The organism is Thalassospira sp. CH_XMU1420-2, assembly GCF_037029325.1.
GTDB classification, from domain to species: domain Bacteria; phylum Pseudomonadota; class Alphaproteobacteria; order Rhodospirillales; family Thalassospiraceae; genus Thalassospira; species Thalassospira povalilytica.
In genome coordinates this window covers 155213-172358 of the sequence record NZ_JAYMEG010000007.1, presented here as the reverse complement: position 1 = coordinate 172358, position 17146 = coordinate 155213, and the positions used below count along the sequence as shown (strand labels likewise).

The 17146-nt window shown below is 56.1% G+C and carries 16 protein-coding genes; 13 read left to right on the top strand and 3 right to left on the bottom strand.

Going from position 1 to position 17146, the window contains the following annotated elements; genetic code table 11:
* Positions 1-32: 32 nt before the first annotated feature.
* Both fabD and WA429_RS19120 read right to left on the bottom strand, forming a co-directional pair.
* Complete coding sequence (gene fabD / locus WA429_RS19125; protein WP_287466527.1) at positions 33-974, bottom strand: ACP S-malonyltransferase; 942 nt, start codon at positions 972-974, stop codon at positions 33-35.
* Positions 975-1240: 266 nt separating this feature from the next.
* Positions 1241-3034 carry a chloride channel protein gene (locus WA429_RS19120; protein WP_068518610.1) on the bottom strand — a complete coding sequence of 598 codons (1794 nt, stop codon included), beginning with the start codon at positions 3032-3034 and terminating at the stop codon, positions 1241-1243.
* Between the two features lie 443 nt (positions 3035-3477).
* On the opposite strand from WA429_RS19120, the gene rpsF reads away from it, so the two are divergent.
* From rpsF to WA429_RS19055, 13 genes are all read left to right on the top strand, one after another.
* On the top strand, positions 3478-3855 hold the full coding sequence (gene rpsF, locus WA429_RS19115) for a 30S ribosomal protein S6 (RefSeq protein ID WP_068518611.1): 378 nt from the start codon (positions 3478-3480) through the stop codon (positions 3853-3855).
* A 16-nt stretch (positions 3856-3871) separates the two neighbouring features.
* Entirely contained in the window at positions 3872-4111 is a 240-nt protein-coding gene (rpsR, locus tag WA429_RS19110; RefSeq protein ID WP_197460813.1) for a 30S ribosomal protein S18, read from the top strand.
* A 46-nt stretch (positions 4112-4157) separates the two neighbouring features.
* Positions 4158-5096, top strand: a complete 939-nt coding sequence (locus tag WA429_RS19105) for a DUF2232 domain-containing protein (protein WP_068518739.1) — start codon at positions 4158-4160, stop codon at positions 5094-5096.
* Complete coding sequence (gene rplI, locus WA429_RS19100; RefSeq protein WP_068518612.1) at positions 5096-5704, top strand: 50S ribosomal protein L9; 609 nt, start codon at positions 5096-5098, stop codon at positions 5702-5704. Before WA429_RS19105 ends, rplI begins: the two co-directional genes overlap by 1 nt.
* Positions 5705-5923: 219 nt before the next feature.
* Positions 5924-7462: a replicative DNA helicase gene (locus WA429_RS19095; RefSeq protein ID WP_068518613.1), complete on the top strand. Its 1539-nt coding sequence runs from the start codon at positions 5924-5926 to the stop codon at positions 7460-7462.
* Between the two features lie 48 nt (positions 7463-7510).
* Positions 7511-8632 carry an alanine racemase gene (gene alr / locus WA429_RS19090; protein ID WP_068518614.1) on the top strand — a complete coding sequence of 374 codons (1122 nt, stop codon included), beginning with the start codon at positions 7511-7513 and terminating at the stop codon, positions 8630-8632.
* Positions 8633-8704: 72 nt separating this feature from the next.
* Positions 8705-9478 carry an MlaE family ABC transporter permease gene (locus tag WA429_RS19085; protein WP_068518615.1) on the top strand — a complete coding sequence of 258 codons (774 nt, stop codon included), beginning with the start codon at positions 8705-8707 and terminating at the stop codon, positions 9476-9478.
* A 15-nt stretch (positions 9479-9493) separates the two neighbouring features.
* On the top strand, positions 9494-10270 hold the full coding sequence (locus WA429_RS19080; RefSeq protein WP_068518616.1) for an ABC transporter ATP-binding protein: 777 nt from the start codon (positions 9494-9496) through the stop codon (positions 10268-10270).
* Between the two features lie 65 nt (positions 10271-10335).
* Positions 10336-11748, top strand: coding sequence for a DNA repair protein RadA (radA, locus tag WA429_RS19075; RefSeq protein WP_068518617.1), 1413 nt, complete (start codon positions 10336-10338; stop codon positions 11746-11748).
* A 70-nt stretch (positions 11749-11818) separates the two neighbouring features.
* Positions 11819-12505 carry a CvpA family protein gene (locus tag WA429_RS19070; RefSeq protein ID WP_287466526.1) on the top strand — a complete coding sequence of 229 codons (687 nt, stop codon included), beginning with the start codon at positions 11819-11821 and terminating at the stop codon, positions 12503-12505.
* Between the two features lie 63 nt (positions 12506-12568).
* On the top strand, positions 12569-14029 hold the full coding sequence (purF, locus tag WA429_RS19065) for an amidophosphoribosyltransferase (RefSeq protein ID WP_068518619.1): 1461 nt from the start codon (positions 12569-12571) through the stop codon (positions 14027-14029).
* Positions 14026-14739, top strand: coding sequence for an SDR family NAD(P)-dependent oxidoreductase (locus WA429_RS19060; protein WP_287466525.1), 714 nt, complete (start codon positions 14026-14028; stop codon positions 14737-14739). The genes purF and WA429_RS19060 overlap by 4 nt, the downstream gene beginning before the upstream one ends.
* 176 nt (positions 14740-14915) lie before the next feature.
* The gene (locus WA429_RS19055) at positions 14916-15404 is read left to right on the top strand and encodes a c-type cytochrome (protein ID WP_287466524.1); all 489 of its coding nucleotides are present in this window, start codon (positions 14916-14918) and stop codon (positions 15402-15404) included.
* Positions 15405-15515: 111 nt separating this feature from the next.
* Here WA429_RS19055 and der read toward each other — a convergent pair whose 3' ends face one another.
* Entirely contained in the window at positions 15516-17054 is a 1539-nt protein-coding gene (der, locus tag WA429_RS19050; protein ID WP_287466523.1) for a ribosome biogenesis GTPase Der, read from the bottom strand.
* Positions 17055-17146: the final 92 nt, after the last annotated feature.

Sequence of the window (17146 nt, the reverse complement as noted above, 5' to 3'; positions counted from 1 at the left end):
CCCTTTTGGGTTCGTCTTTTCCCGGAACGCGATCAAAGCGCGCCGAGGAATGCTTCGATATCTGCCGGACCATTGACGGCGGTGCCGCTCAGATCACGATCAATACGACGGACCATGCCAGTCAGAACCTTGCCTGCGCCGATCTCGACCAGCTCGGTAATGCCCTGTTCTTTCATGTAAAGAACCGACTCACGCCAACGCACTGTGCCGCAAACCTGCTCCACAAGGAGTTTACGAATGGTTTCCGGATTGTCAGTTTTTTCTGCTGTGACGTTTGCAACAACCGGTTTTGCCGGTGCATTCATCGCCACAGTTCCAAGCGCCTCGGCCATACGATCCGCGGCGAGCTGCATCAGCGGGCAATGGAACGGTGCGGAAACCGGCAGCAGGACGGCGCGTTTCGCGCCCTTTTCCTTGGCGATTTCAATAGCGCGTTCAACCGCGGCCTTGTGGCCAGACACAACGACCTGACCATTTGCATTGTCGTTTGCCGCCGTGCAGACATCACCCTGTGCGGCTTCTTCGGCAACGGCAACCGCATCGGCATAATCAAGGCCCAGAAGGGCCGCCATCGCACCAACACCGACCGGCACGGCAGCCTGCATGGCCTGGCCACGGATTTTCAGAAGACGGGCCGCATCAGCAATGGCAAAGGTGCCCGCAGCAGCAAGGGCGGAATATTCACCAAGCGAATGACCTGCAACCAGATCGCACTTGTCGGTCAGCGTAAAACCGCCTTCCTTTTCAAGAACACGGGTAACGGCAAGGCTGACAGCCATCAGGGCCGGCTGCGCGTTCTCCGTCAGGGTCAGTTCGTTTTCCGGTCCTTCGAACATCAATGCGCTGAGCTTCTGTGAAAGCGCGTCATCAACTTCCTGGAAAACTTCGCGGGCAACCGGGAATGCATCTGCCAGTTCCTTGCCCATACCTACCGCTTGCGACCCCTGACCGGGGAAAACGAGTGCGCGTGTCATTATCTCAAATATACCTTTGTAAGCTTATGCGAAGGCTGCGCCGTATGTCGGCCCCTCAAAATCGAGCCACCCTTGATAGCGTGCCCGCCTCCACTGTCAAGAACAGATACGGTTTTTTACTCATCGCGTGCGAACCTCGCCAACAAGGTGGCACGGAAATTCATGATTTCAAGTCAAAAGGCAGCAACCATGTATGACATGTTTGCTGCCTTTCTTGAAGGATTGCCTATCATGCATTGCACAATCGCAACTGCGACCGCCATGGCCTAGCCGATATAGTGCTGCATGCTCGACACCACGCTATCGGCGATGTGGGATTTCGTGATCACGCCGCAAACATCATCCTGGCGTGGCACGCCACGACATGGTTTGACCACAACTGCGGCCCGGGCCTTGCGGCGTTCCATGCGCTTGATGACGTCATACATGTTCATGTCATCGACCACGACAACAAAGTCCTCGCCGATCAGTTCCTTGAGCGCCTTGTTACCCTTGTCACCGGCCACCGAAAACAGCGCGGTCACATCCGGGATCACACCGGCGATCCGGTCCCCTTCGATGACAATCATCGGGTTGGGTTCCGGCGACGGACCGACCTTGTCGATAACTTCCGAAACCCGAAGTGCGGCATCGGCATAAAGCTGTTTGGTGGTCATGACCTCGCGCACCGGATGGACCATGAACATGTTGCTGTGGCGTTCCTTGGGGATATGACGTCCGCGCAGCACCAGTTTCGACGTATAGATCGTCTCGCTGATGATCATGCGACGGAAACCGAGCGCGATCGCCACCGCCACAATCAGCGGCACTATTATATTATAGTCACGCGTCATCTCGAAAATCATGATGATCGCCGTCATCGCCGCACCGGTCCCCGCGGCGACAACACCGCCCATGCCAACCAGGGCAAACTCGACCGGGGTAATCCCGGCATCGGGGAAAATCATGTTGCCGACAACACCGCACGCCGCACCAAGGGTCGCGCCGACAAACAGGGACGGCGAAAACACCCCGCCCGATGCGCCGGAACCGATACTGACCGATGTCGCATACAGCTTGGCAAAGAACAGAACCACCAGCAGCGGCAAGGATGTCATTGTCCCGCGCAGGATATGCTGGATCGTGCCATAGCCCACACCGTCGATATAATAGTTGCCGCCCGTCAGCAGCAGCACATACATCAGAATGCCGACTGACAGCATTCCGACCGCATGACGGGTATAGTCATTGCCCGGCATCTTTTTAAAGAACGCCCCGGTAATCAGCATCGAACGGATCAGCATCCAGGCGGCAATGCCGCACAAGACACCAAGAATGACATAGACAACAAGTGCCTGAAGATCGATTGCCGAAACTTGCGGAACGGCGGCAAGCGGCACCTCAAAGGCCGGCGCCAACCCGAACGATATCCGCCCGATATAGGTCGCAGCCCCGGTCGCAATCACCACCGGAAGGAAGGTCCGCGTCGAGACTTCGGGCATCATCAGTTCAATCGCAAACAGCACCGCCCCAAGTGGCGTGTTAAAGGTTGCGGCAATCCCGGCCCCGGCCCCGGCAGCAAGAAGGGTGATGCGCTGCCCGGTCTGAAGCTTGAACATCTGCGCGATACTTGATCCAAGCGCCGAGCCGACCTGAATGATCGGACCTTCGCGCCCGACAGACGCCCCGGTCCCGATAGACAGCGAAGATGCAACCGACTTGACCAACGCCACCGTCGGGCGAATACGGCCCTGTTCGAAATAAATGGCGTTCATCACCTCGGGCACACCGTGGCCTTTGGCCTCGGGCGCGAAGTTATTCACAAGAAACACAACCAGCATACCGCCAAGAACCGGCACCAGAATGACCAACGGGCCCCAGTTGCTCGGCTCGGTCAGAAGGTTCGCGTCGTAATCGATCGAAAAGACACCGAAAAAGGCGATGTTATGGATCAGTGCTACCAGTGCACGAAAGGCAACAGCACCATATCCGGTGACAATTCCGACGCACAGCGCCAGCAAACATAAATTGAGCAACGATGCACGGCGTGAAGACGCCGCATCAATAGAAGGTTCTACCATCACTAACCACAAGTCTTGAGACAAGGTTCACGAACCGGCATTCAAGGAGTGCATCACGCGCCCCGAACAGATCGGACATCCCTGTGGTTGAACAGAAATGACCAACAGGTCGCGTGGGTTACCGGCCCGACATATGTCAAAAGGCCTACTCTCTTGAACTTTTTGTTTCAAGTGTGAACCAGTTCACGCATATCGGCCCTCAGGAAAGCGCAACACTGGCGCAACACCCCCGAACGGGTCCGGGCCAAGACAAATCAACGCGCCGCACCGATTTCGGCACCCATACGCCCGACTGTGGAAAACTTGCATTTGGCGTTGCACTAATGGGCGAAAAGTGTATATTCCGCCGTCTCACGGCTCCTTGCCGGGATTGCCCGGCTATGCCTGCATGACATGAGGTCATGTCAGGAAGAGATAAGCCACAAGGAGTGATTAGGAGTATTATGAGCAAGTACGAAAGCGTGTTTATCGCACGTCAGGACTTCTCGACTGCACAGGTCGAAAGCCTGAACGAAAAGCTGACCCAGACCATCGAAGGTCTCGGTGGCAAGATCGCTAAAACCGAATATTGGGGTCTGCGTTCCCTGGCATACCGTGTCAAAAAGAACCGCAAAGGCCACTATACTCTCTTCCAGATCGAAGCTGAAAAAGATGTGATCGCGGAATATGAGCGTCAGATGCGCCTGAACGAAGACGTTCTGCGTCAGATGACTGTCAAGGTTGACGAGTTCGAAGAAGAACAGTCTGCCATTCTGCGTAACCGCGACGAGCGCGGCGGTCGTGGCGGTAATCGCCGTGGCGGTCCCCGTCAGCACGGCTAACAGATAGCGAGGAGATATAATCATGGCTGGACGTCGTCTGTTTTTCCGTCGTCGCAAAACCTGCCCGTTCTCGGGTGATGATGCGCCGAAGATCGACTACAAAGATGTCAAACTGCTGCAGCGTTTCGTTTCCGAACGCGGCAAAATCGTTCCGAGCCGTATCACTGCGGTTTCGGCCAAGAAGCAGCGCGAACTGGCAAAAGCCATCAAACGTGCACGCTTCCTGGCGCTGCTGCCTTACGCAGACCAGGTCTGAGGCAGTCGGCAAGAGACCCTTTTGCGGTCTCGGCCGGGAGTAAATGATGCAACGTGATACCCTCATAGCAATTGGTTCAGGACTTGGCAGTGCCGTTCTGTTCCTGTTGGTCCTATCAGGAAATCCGCTTGCTCTTTTGCTCTCATATTTCGGGCATTTGCCTTTGTTCCTGACGGGACTTTGGCAGGGACCCAAACGCCTGCTGGTTGCGGCAATTGCCGCATGCAGTGCCCTTGTTCTTTTTGGGGGACTGCTGCCTTTCACGGTCTTTGTGATCGTGTTTGCCGGACCGGCGATGTTGTTGACCCGCATGGCGCTGGTCATCCGGAAAGATGAAAATGGCAATCTTGCCTTTCTGCCGTCCGGAATTGTCGTCAGTGCCATGGCCGTCATGGTCGCAACGGTAATGATCTTCATTACCGGGACCCTGTCGGCGGAAGGTCTGGACATTCAGGATCTTATCGCAAGATTCCTGAGCCAGATGTACTCGGAAATGGGTGTCCCTATGACATCCGATGTTCAGGGTCTGATTGGCATGTTCCAGGTTTACTTCCCGGCGATTGCTGCGGTGAGTTGGCTTTTGATGCTGTTCGCCAATGCTGCAATCGCACAGGCAATTCTGGTGCGCGCAGGCAAAAACCTGCGTCCGACACCGAAAATGGCGTCTTTCGCCTTGCCTGGCTGGTCACTGTTTGCGTTCGCCCTGGCCGGGTTTACGGTCGGCTTTGCCGATGGATCCCTGGCCTATGTGGCGCGAAACGTCGCGGTGGTGCTGGCAGTGCCGTTCCTGTTTCAGGGATTGGCGCTGGTGCATGGGCAGGCAGCCCGATGGCCGCAAAAACGTATGATACTGACGGTGTTTTACATCGTCGCGGTTCTGTCCAGCTGGTCGTTTATTGCGATCACCGGACTTGGAATTGTTGAGCATTTAATCAGGCTGCGGGGGAAAGAACCGATGACCCGTAGCAATGAGGAGGATCGGTGATGGAAGTTATTCTGCTCCAGCGGGTAGAAAAACTCGGTCAGATGGGTGACGTAGTCTCCGTCAAGCCGGGCCACGCCCGCAACCGCTTGCTGCCGCAGGGCATGGCCCTTCGTGCAACCAAAGCAAACCTTTCTGTGTTCGAAGCACAGAAAGCACAGCTCGAAGCTGACAACCTGGAACGCCGCAAAGAAGCCGAAGCGGTTGCCGAGAAGATGGGTGAACTTGCTGTTACCCTCGTTCGTCAGGCATCCGACGTCGGTCAGCTTTACGGTTCGGTTACCGCACGCGACATCGCGACAGCAGTTACCGAAGCTGGTTTCACTGTTGCCCGTACCCAGGTCGTTCTTGATCAGCCGATCAAGACCCTTGGTCTGCACCAGGTTAAAATCAACCTGCACCCGGAAGTTGCTATCGAAGTAACCGCCAACGTTGCACGTTCCGAAGAAGATGCAGAAGAGCAGCTCCGTAAAGGCGCCGCTGTTCTTGGCACCATCGAGGAAGCAGAAGCAGAAGAAGCTCTGGAAGCTGCAGAAGAACTCTTCGAAGAAGAAGTTCCGGCTGAGCTTGCTGACGAAGCTGCTGAAGGCGAAGAAGAAACCAACGCTTAATTGCGGGTTTTCTTCCAAGACCATTCGGGAAACGGCATGTCCGCAAGGACGTGCCGTTTTCTTTTGGTCCCCTTATGCCGCGACAGCGCCCGGACCGGATTTTGAGTGCACTTTCAAAAACCTGTCGGATGTGCGACCTCTGCGCTTGCGGAATACCGGCTATGAGTTATACCGATTAACTCTTTGCGACCAACCGGATGACTGATACCTTTTCCGCCCATGACAGATCCCAATCTTGATGCCCTTTTTGCTCCTCTGGATATGAACCACGGCGACGACGCCGATATGGTGCTCGAACGTATGGCTCCCCATAACTTCGAGGCAGAGGCCGCCCTTCTTGGCGCAATCCTGAACAACAACGCCGCCTATGAGCGCGTGTCGGATATCTTGCGCCCGGAACATTTCGCAGACGGGCGCCATGGCCGCATTTTCGAGGCCTGTGGCAAACTGATCGAACGTGGTCAGCTTGCCAACCCGGTTACGCTCAAGGCCTATTTCAAACAGGACGAGGAACTGGCAGAAATCGGCGGCGCGCAATATCTGGCCGAACTGTCAAACAACCTTGTTTCCGTGATCAATGCCGGGGATTACGGCAAACTGATCTATGACCTGTATCTGCGCCGCGAGCTGATCGAGCTTGGCGAAGATGTGGTCAACGAGGCCTATAAATACGAACTCGATACCGACGCCACCACCCAGATCGAAAAAGCCGAACAGAAACTGTTCTCGCTGGCGACTGCTGGGGCCGCGGAATCGGGCTTTGTTGCCTTCGGCCCGGCCCTTGCCAAGGCCTATGAGAATATCGATCACGCCTATAAGAACGCCGGGCGCGTTGTTGGCGTGACCACGGGCTTGCGCGACATTGACCGCAAGCTTGGCGGTTTGCACCCGTCCGACTTGCTGATCCTTGCCGGTCGTCCGTCCATGGGTAAAACCGCCCTTGCCATGAACGTGGCCTTCAACGCGGCGATTGCATCCCATCAGAACCGGCTGGCGGGCGAAGACACCCGCGATGAAACCCGTACCGGTGCGGTTGCCGTATTCTCCCTTGAGATGGCGGCAGAGCAGTTGGCCGGTCGTCTGCTGTCGCAGGCAGCCGAAGTCTCGGGCGATAACATGCGCCGTGGTGACCTTAACGAACAGGATTTCGAACGGCTGCTTCTGGCGACCCAGGAACTCAACACCGTTCCGCTTTATATCGACGATACGCCGGCCCTGCCGGTATCGACACTTAGAACCCGTTGCCGCCGCCTGAAGCGTCAGCACGGCCTTGCCATGATCGTCGTCGATTACCTTCAGCTTCTGGCACCGCCGACCAACTTCCGCGGCGATGGCCGTGTGCAGGAAGTCTCGGAAATTACCCGTATGCTCAAGGCCATTGCCAAGGAGCTTGAAGTTCCGGTCCTGGCCCTGTCACAGCTTTCGCGTGCGGTTGAGCAGCGTGACGACAAACGCCCGCAGCTTTCTGACTTGCGTGAATCCGGCTCGATCGAGCAGGACGCCGACGTCGTGATGTTCATTTACCGCGAACAATATTATCTCGAACGTGCCGAACCGGCCCAGCGCCCGGAAGAAGCCACCGACAAGTTCGGTGAACGCTATGCGCAGTGGCAGGAACGTTTGAACCATGTTTACAACACCGCAGAGGTAATCGTTGCCAAGCAGCGTCACGGCCCGGTGGGCAACGTGCGCCTGTTCTTTGACGGGAACTACACCAAGTTTGGCGATCTTGATCACACTGAAGAAGAATATGAATAGGGTTTGGGCCAGCGCCCATCCGTAAACGGATTCCACGGGGTATTACGAATGACCGTTCTTCCCGCCGTCGGCCGTGCTGCCGAGTGCGCGGAACTGCAGATCAATTTGAAAGCAGTTGCCGACAACTATCAACGTCTGACCAAACGCTATACCGGGCGCACCTGTGGTGCCGTGGTAAAGGCGGATGCCTATGGTCTTGGCGCCAACACCATCGTTCCGGTCCTGAAAAAGCAGGGATGCCGATTGTTCTTCGTGGCACAGGCCAACGAAGCAGCCGAACTGTTCCCGGTTCTGCGCGGCGGCGGACGGATTGCCGTTCTGAACGGTGTGTTGCCCGGTGACGAAGAATTCTTCATCGAAAATGACGTGATCCCGGTGCTTAATGATCTCGAACAGATCGAACGCTGGTCCAATCTGTGCCGTGAATATGAACGCCCGGCCCCGGCATTCATCCATCTTGATACCGGCATGAGCCGCCTTGGCCTGACGCCGCTTGATGTCAGCCATCTGGTCGATCGTTATTCATCGCTTCTGTACGGGTTTGAAAAAGCCGGTTACATGACCCATCCGGTCGCCGCCGACGAGGCCGGAAACCCGATCACCAAGGAACAGTATGACCTGTTCATGAAATGGTATCGTCGCCTGCCCCCGGCACCGCGCGGTTTCTGCAATTCATCGGCGATCTTCCGTGACAACGAATATCACCTTGAATTCTGCCGTCCGGGCTTTGCACTCTGGGGCGGCAACCCGACGCCGGAAACCACCAACCCGATGCGGTCTGTGGTCACCCTTAAGGCCAAGGTCTTGCAGGTGCGTGACATTGATGAACCGCAAACCGTCGGTTACGGCGCATCCTGGCAGGCAAAACGCAAAACCAAAATCGCCACCATTGCTGTCGGCTATGCCGATGGCTGGCTGCGGTCGCTTTCGAATTCCGGCAAACTTCTGATCAAGGGGCATGCCGTTCCCTATGTCGGGCGGGTTTCGATGGATGCGATCACGGTTGATATCACCGACCTTCCGGGCAAGCCGCTTAAGGCTGGCGACATGGTATCGCTTCTTGATGACAAGATGACGGTTGACGATGTCGCATCTGCTGCTGGTACAATCGGTTATGAAATTCTAACTTCGCTTGGACATCGCTATCGGCGGGTTTATACAGAAAGCTGATCCATAAAAACTGGCCGAACCACCGGACAATACAATCTTGGCGGGCCGATAACAGGGGACTTCGAAGTACAGATGCCGATCTTTGCGCCGGTTGGGCATATCTTTTTGACCTTTTTGGCCCTTGTTGGTCGCGTGACGGTGTTTGCAGGTCGGACAATTGGCCACATGGTCACCCCGCCGATCTATTTTCGCCTGATCTTCAAACAGATGCGCGAAATCGGCTATTTCTCGTTGCCGGTTGTCGCCATGACCACCCTGTTTGCCGGGATGGTTCTTGCCCTGCAATCCTATTCGGGGTTCTCGCGCTTTTCAGCCGAAAGTGCCGTTGCCACCGTGGTTGTCATTTCCATGACCCGCGAACTGGGACCGGTTCTGGCCGGTCTTATGGTTGCGGGCCGTGTCGGTGCGGCGATTGCGGCTGAAATCGGCACCATGCGCGTTACCGAACAGATCGACGCATTGGTCACGCTTTCGACCAATCCGTTCAAATATCTGGTGGTTCCGCGCGTTGTCGCGGGTCTGGTTACCCTGCCGGTGCTTGTTCTGATCGGCGATATCATCGGGGTGCTTGGCGGCTATCTGGTCGGGGTCAACAAGCTTGGCTTTAATGACGGGTCCTATATCCGCAATACGTTCCAGTATCTTGAACAGCTTGATGTGATTTCCGGTCTGGTGAAGGCCGCCGTATTCGGCTTTATCATCACGCTGATGGGCTGTTATCACGGCTATCATTCGCGTGGCGGTGCACAGGGTGTCGGTCAGGCGACGACCAATGCGGTTGTTTCAAGCTCCATCCTGATCCTGATTTCGAACTATATCGTCACCGAACTGTTCTTTACGCGTTAAGGGCCGGACCGCATCATGAGCAATCCCGCCAAGATATCACTGCGTAATGTCCACAAGGCATTCGGCCCGAAAAAGGTTCTTCAGGGCGTCGATCTTGACGTTGCCCCGGGGGAATCGGTTGCCATTATCGGCGGATCGGGCACCGGAAAGTCGGTAACGCTGAAATGTGTTCTGGGCCTTCTGACCCCGGACCAGGGATCGATCACGGTCGATGGCATTGATATGACCAATGCCAGTCAGGCCGAACGCGATGCTATGCTTGCCAAAACCGGGATGCTGTTTCAGGGCGCTGCCCTTTTTGATTCCCTGTCTGTCTGGGAAAATGTGGCCTTTGGCCTGATCGAAGGCCGTGGCATGAAGCCGCGCGATGCGCGCGATGTCGCCATTGCCCGCCTCGAAGATGTCGGGCTCGGATCGGACGTCGCCAATATGTCCCCGGCATCGCTTTCGGGCGGCATGCAAAAGCGCGTCGGACTGGCGCGCGCCATCGCAACAGAACCGGAAATCCTGTTCTTTGACGAACCCACGACCGGCATCGATCCGATCATGGGGGATGTGATCAATGATCTGATCGTCAAATGCACCCGCGAACTGGGGGCCAGTGCGATGACCATTACCCATGATATGGCAAGTGCGCGTAAAATTGCCGATCGGGTCGCGATGCTTTATCAGGGCAAGATCATCTGGGACGGCCCGGTTTCGGAAATCGACACTGCCGATAACCCCTATTTGCAACAATTCGTTGCCGGTGATATCGAAGGTCCGCTTGAACTTGATCTCAAGCATCTTTGATCCTGTCGCACGCGACGGCAATCGCCTTTACAGACATTTCTTTTCTTTGATCTGCGGAGCATTCTGTGGCCAAAACCCAAAGCCGTTTCATCTGTCAGAACTGTGGTGCGGAATACCGCAAATGGACCGGTCGTTGTGACGGATGCGGAGAATGGAACAGCATCGAAGAAGAACGCGTCGAAAGCGGCCCCAAGGCAGCAGGTGGCATTGCCGGCGGTGCCAAGGGCAAAACCATCGAATTCGTCGCCCTTGAAGGCGAAAGTGCCAGTCCCAAACGCATCATAAGCGGCATTGCCGAACTTGACCGCGCCTGTGGCGGGGGGCTTGTTCCGGGATCGGCCCTTTTGGTTGGCGGGGATCCGGGGATTGGCAAATCCACCATCCTGCTTCAGGCCGTCGGTGCGATGGCTGCCAAAAACAAATGCGCCTATATCTCGGGCGAGGAAGCGGTCGATCAGGTCCGCATGCGCGCAGCCCGTCTGGGACTTGAAAAATCCAAGGTCGATTTCGCGGCGGCCACCAGTCTGCGCGATATCATCACAACCCTTGAAGCCAGCAGCCATGACGTCGTGGTCATTGACTCAATCCAGACCATGTATGCCGACACCCTTGATAGTGCGCCCGGCACCGTGTCACAGGTTCGCGCCTGCGCGCTTGAACTGATCCGCCTTGCCAAGCGCAAGGGATTTGCGGTCCTTCTGGTGGGTCACGTCACCAAGGAAGGCCAGATCGCAGGCCCCCGTGTTCTTGAACATATGGTCGATACGGTTCTGTATTTCGAAGGCGAACGCGGCCATCAGTTCCGCATCCTGCGCGCGGTCAAAAACCGTTTTGGGGCGACCGATGAAATCGGCGTGTTTGAAATGGGCGATGCCGGCCTTGTCGAAGTGCCCAACCCGTCTGCGCTTTTCCTTGCCGACCGCGAAGCGCCGGTCAGTGGTACAGCGGTGTTTGCCGGGCTTGAAGGCACACGCCCGATGCTGGTCGAAATCCAGGCCCTTGTGGCCCAATCAGCCCTTGCGACACCGCGTCGTGCGGTTGTTGGCTGGGATTCTGCACGCATGAACATGATCCTTGCCGTGCTGGATGCGCGGTGCGGCCTGCCGCTTAGTCAGTTTGACGTCTATCTGAACGTTGCCGGTGGTTTGCGGGTTGGTGAACCTGCTGCTGACATGGCGGTTGCTGCCGCCCTGATTTCGGCTGTTGCCGATGCACCGGTTCCGGCCGAAACGGTTATTGTCGGGGAAATCGGGCTTTCGGGTGAAGTGCGCCCGGTCGGGCAACTCGAATCGCGATTGAAAGAAGCCACCAAACTTGGCTTTGGCAATGCCTATACCCCCAAGAACGGCACCCAGGGCAAGAAGAAGCTGTCGATCAAGGGTCTGAACCAGACTGAAATCGGTCATCTTCAGGATTTGGTAAACCTATTCGGCGACGATGTCCGCGACAAGGTGCGCCCGCGCGAAGGCATGTATTAAACGCACTTTGCGATATGTGACCTGATCCCGAACACACCCGGACCGACTGACTTACAAGGTTTACGAACTGATGGATTTCTCTGCCCTCCCCGATCTTGGCGCACGCGATGTGTTTGACCTGATTGTTGTCGGTATCCTGCTTGTGTCGGGGGTGTTTGCGTTTTTCCGTGGTTTCATCCACGAAATCCTGTCGATGATGGGATGGTTGGGTGCGGGTTTGTGCGCGCTTTATGGCTATCCAATTGCCCGGCCCTATGTCCGTGATCTGATCCCGTCTGAACTGATTGCCGATCTGGCGACCGGGGTTGGTCTTTTTCTGATTACGTTTCTGATTTTCTCGTTCCTGAGCGGCCGTATCGGACGGGCTGTTCAGAATTCCGGCCTTGATAGTCTTGATAGCACCCTTGGCTTTGTATTCGGTCTGTTGCGCGGCGCGTTGATCGTTTGTATCGGCTTTTTGGCCCTGTCCTGGCTGCTGCCCGCAGATTCGCAACCCGACTGGGTCCGCGATGCCCGGACCCGCCCGGTTCTGGAAGAAGGCGCGTTCCTTATTATGCGCATGGCTCCTGACGAAATTATCGATACCACCGCCCAAGAGCTTGAGCGCGCACAGCGTCGGGCCGATGCAAACGAGCAAACCTATCGTCAACTTCTTGGTCCGGAACCAAAAGGGACTGGACCCGCGCCCCTAAACGGGTATACAAGGCCCTCGCGCGATGATTTGGATCGCCTGATCGAGGCGACCACTAACGAGTGAGGCGTGTGGGTTTCGTAAAATTACGTTGTCCGTGCGCCACCGGCGAGAGAGCGGAACCCACTCATGCTGACCACCAATCCATTTGATGACGACAAGCTACGTGAAGAATGTGGCGTCTTTGGCGTTTTTGGTACCCCGGATGCTGCTGCACTGACGGCCCTTGGCCTTCATGCATTGCAACACCGCGGACAGGAAGCCGCCGGTATTGTTTCCTATGACGGCGAAGATTTTCCCGCTCATCGGGCCTCGGGCCAGGTTGGCGATATCTTTGGCTCCGAAGATGTGATCAAAAGCCTTCCCGGCCACCGTGCAGTTGGCCATGTCCGCTATTCGACAGCTGGCGGCAAGGGGCTTCGCAACGTGCAGCCGCTTTTTGCCGATTTCGAATTCGGTGGATTGGCGATTGCCCATAACGGCAACCTGACCAACTCGCTTGCGGTGCGTGATCGTCTGGTCAAGCGCGGTTCGATCTTCCAGTCGACCTCGGATACGGAAACCTTCATTCATCTGATTGCAACCAGCCTGTACGAGAAGATCGTCGATCGTCTGATCGATGCGGTTCGTCAGGTCGAAGGCGCCTATTCGCTGGTCGTCATGACCCAGAAGAAACTGATCGGTGTCCGTGATCCGCTTGGTGTGCGTCCGCTGGTTCTGGGCAAGCTCAATGATGCCTATATCCTGTCGTCGGAAACGGTCGGCCTTGATATCGTTGGCGCGGAATTCATCCGCGACGTCGAACCGGGCGAAATCGTTGAAATTACCGAAGACGGCCTGCGGTCGATCAAGCCGTTCAAACCGGTCAAATCGCGCTTCTGCATTTTCGAGCATGTCTATTTCGCCCGCCCCGACAGCATCGTCGAAGGCACAAGCGTCTATGACGTGCGCAAGAATATCGGTCGTGAACTGGCCCGTGAGTCCGCAATCGAAGCCGACGTTGTCGTGCCGATCCCTGATTCCGGCGTTCCGTCCGCATTGGGTTACGCCGAGGAAAGCGGTATTCCGTTCGAACTGGGCATCATTCGTAACCATTATGTCGGCCGTACCTTTATCGAACCGACCGATCAGATCCGCCATCTTGGCGTGAAGCTGAAACATAACGCCAACCCCGGCAAGCTTAAGGGCAAGCGCGTTATTCTGGTCGATGACTCGATCGTGCGTGGTACGACTTCGACCAAGATCGTTGATCTGGTCCGTCAGGCCGGTGCGGCAGAAGTGCATATGCGCATCACAAGCCCGCCCACGACCAACCCGTGCTTCTATGGTGTTGATACCCCGTCCAAAGACAAACTGATGGCGGCAAATCACGACATCGAAAGCATGGCCAAGATCATCGGTGTCGACAGCCTTGCCTTTGTCACCATTGATGGTCTGTATCGTGCGACCGGTCTTCCGGGCCGTGACAATGACAGCCCGGCATTCTGTGATGCGTGCTTTACCGGCGATTATCCGATCCGGCTTACCGATCACAATGCCGAAAACAAGGACCGCAAGCTGAGCCAGCTGGTCGAAAGGCAGTCTGCATGACCGATACAAAGCGCCTTGAAGGACGTGTGGCACTGATTACCGGTGCCTCGCACGGGATCGGCTACGCGGTTGCCAAACGTTTTGCTGCCGAAGGTGCACAGGTCATTGCGATTGGTCGCAATGTCGGCGCGCTTGAAGAACTCAGCGACGAAATCACCGATGCCGGTGGCAAGATCAGCTTGCTGCCGCTTGATCTGACCATGTTCGAAAAGGTCGATGCCATCGGCCCGACCATTTATGAACGGTTCGGCAAGCTTGATATCGTGGTTGGCAATGCGGGCCTTCTGGGCGAAATCGCCCCGGTTGGCCACATCGATACCCAGGTTTTCGACAATACGGTCGCAACCAACGTTACGTCGAATTTCCGCCTTATCCGCACGGTCGACAAGCTGTTACAGCTTTCTGATGCCGGGCGTGCGATTTTCGTGACCTCGAACGCCTCGGCCAAGGGTCGTGCCTTCTGGGGGCTTTATGCCGCCACCAAGGCCGCACTTGAAGCCCTTGTGCTGTCCTATGCCCAAGAGCTTGAGGAAAGCAAGGTCCGCGTCAATCTGATCAATCCCGGTCGTATCCGCACCAAAATGCGTGCAGAAGCCTATCCGGGCGAAGATCCCGAAACGCTGCCCACGCCCGACAGAATCACCGATGTGTTTGTCGATCTGGCAGAGGCCAGCTGCACCAAACATGGCGAAGTGGTCAACGCTTATTAGGCATTCCACATACCGCACCGACAAAGGGCCTCGAACAGGCCCTTTTTTGTGTTCCTGTTGCGGAATGCAGATTTTCAAAACAATTTTTATGTCCACGACATCAAGCCATTGCGCTTGAGTACCAAGGACCGATAGCATGTGCCCCCAGCAGACACTTATCTGACATAGGGACGCCGATGACACAGGCCTTGAATTTCCGCTTTATTCCATCCTTGGGCACTGTTGCGATTGCCGTTGCCATCGGGGCCGTCATCACCATCAGCACCGCCGATGTTGCGCGCGCAACCGACCATAATGGCGCGTCCATTACATTGCCTGAAATGAATGCGGCACGCGGCAAGGACCTGTTTGCCGAACGCGGCTGTGTTGTCTGTCATTCCGTCAACAGTGTCGGCGGGAATATCGGCCCCAGTCTTGATGCGTCGAACATGAATATCGCGCGTGAGCCGTTTGAATTTTTTGCCAGCATGTGGCGCGGGGCCGAGCAGATGCTCCATCTTCAACAGGCCGATCTCGGATATCAGATTGATTTTTCCGGTCAGGACATCGCCGATATTTTTGCCTTTGTTCAGGACGGCGAAATCCAGGAACGCTTTACCGAGGATGACCTGCCCGACCATATCCGTGACATCATTGATAACGGCCCGTCGATCCCGCAAAACTGATCTGACAGGGCAGATGCATCAAACCGCATGACGGCCGCCAAAAACGCAGCAAAAAGCCGCCCCTGATGATCAAGGGCGGCTTTGGTCGTTCTGGGACAAGAAATCAGGAAACTAGCGTTTCTTTTTCTTGTTGGCATAGGGGTTGTCACTGCTGCGCAGATAGATACGGATCGGAACGCCCGGCATATCGAAGTCTTCGCGCAGACCATTGATCAGATAACGCGTATAGCTTTCGGGCAGTTCGGCCGCCTTGGAGCAGTTGATAAAGAAGCTTGGCGGACGCGATTTCGCCTGGGTCATATAGCGCAGACGGATACGACGCCCGGAAATGACCGGCGGCAAATGGCGTTCGGTGGTTGCTTCAAGCCAGCGGTTCAGCTGTGATGTCGGGATGCGGCGGCTCCAGATATCGTGGATATCAAGAACTGTCGGCATCAGACGATCGGTACCACGCCCGGTCAGCGCCGAGAAGGTCAGGACCGGAATGCCTTTGGCCTGGGCAAAGGACACGTCAAGCTTGTCACGCAGTTCCTGCATGACGCCTGCCTTGTCCTTGATCGCATCCCACTTGTTGACCGCAATGATCAATGCACGGCCTTCTTCAAGCACCATGCGCGCAATCGTCAGGTCCTGCTTATCAAGCGTGTTGGTCGCATCAAGCATCAAAACAACGACCTGCGCATAGCGGATCACGCGAAGAGTATCGGCAACCGACAGCTTTTCAACACGGTCATCGATCTTCTTCTTGCGGCGCATCCCGGCGGTATCGACCAGACGGATCGGATGCCCTTCATAGGACCAGTCGACCGCGATCGAGTCACGGGTCAAACCTGCCTGCGGACCGGTCATGACGCGCTCTTCACCCAGCAACTGGTTCAGAAGGGTCGATTTACCGGCATTCGGGCGGCCGACGATGGCCAGCTGGATTTTGGAGTTATCGCGTGCCCCTTCGACGATCAGTTCGCCGTCTTCGTCTTCGTCATCTTCGCTGAATTCGATTTCATAGGACGGGAATACTTCGCCCTCGTCATCGGCAAAGCCATCGGGATCAATCAGATCATCGACATCGTCATCAGCTTCCTGTGCGGCATCTTCCAATGCCTCGATGGCAGCATCGCGGGCATGTTGCTTGGCAACGCGCTGACGGTGTTTCCATTCGTCCCAATGCGGTTCAAGAATGTCATACAGAAGCTCGATCCCGAGACCATGCTCGGCCGAGATCGGGGCGACATCGCCAAGACCAAGGCCATAGGCCTCGTAAAGGCCGGGATCCTGATCCTTGCCTTCATGTTTGTTGGCGATGACGTAAACCGGCTTGTGGCGTTTGCGCAGCCAGTCGGCAAAGTGGTTGTCAAGCGGGGTCAGTCCCGCACGCGCATCGATCAGGAACAGCGCAACATCGCATTCCTCGAACGCCTTTTCACTTTGCTGGCGCATCATGCCTTCGACGGAATCATCGAATGCTTCTTCCAGACCGGCGGTGTCGATCACGTCAAAAGACATATCGCCCAGACGTGCCTTGCCATAGCGGCGGTCACGGGTGACCCCGGGCTGATCGTCCACCAGGGCCAGCTTTTTGCCGACCAGACGGTTAAACAGGGTCGACTTCCCGACATTGGGGCGACCGATAATGGCAACTTTAAGCGACATCTGACTTTCAGACTCTCGTTATAAAAGGCGTTATGCGCCGACGGCTTTCACTGCCCTCGGCGCATCGCAAATCCTGCAAGGTAACCTTGCCT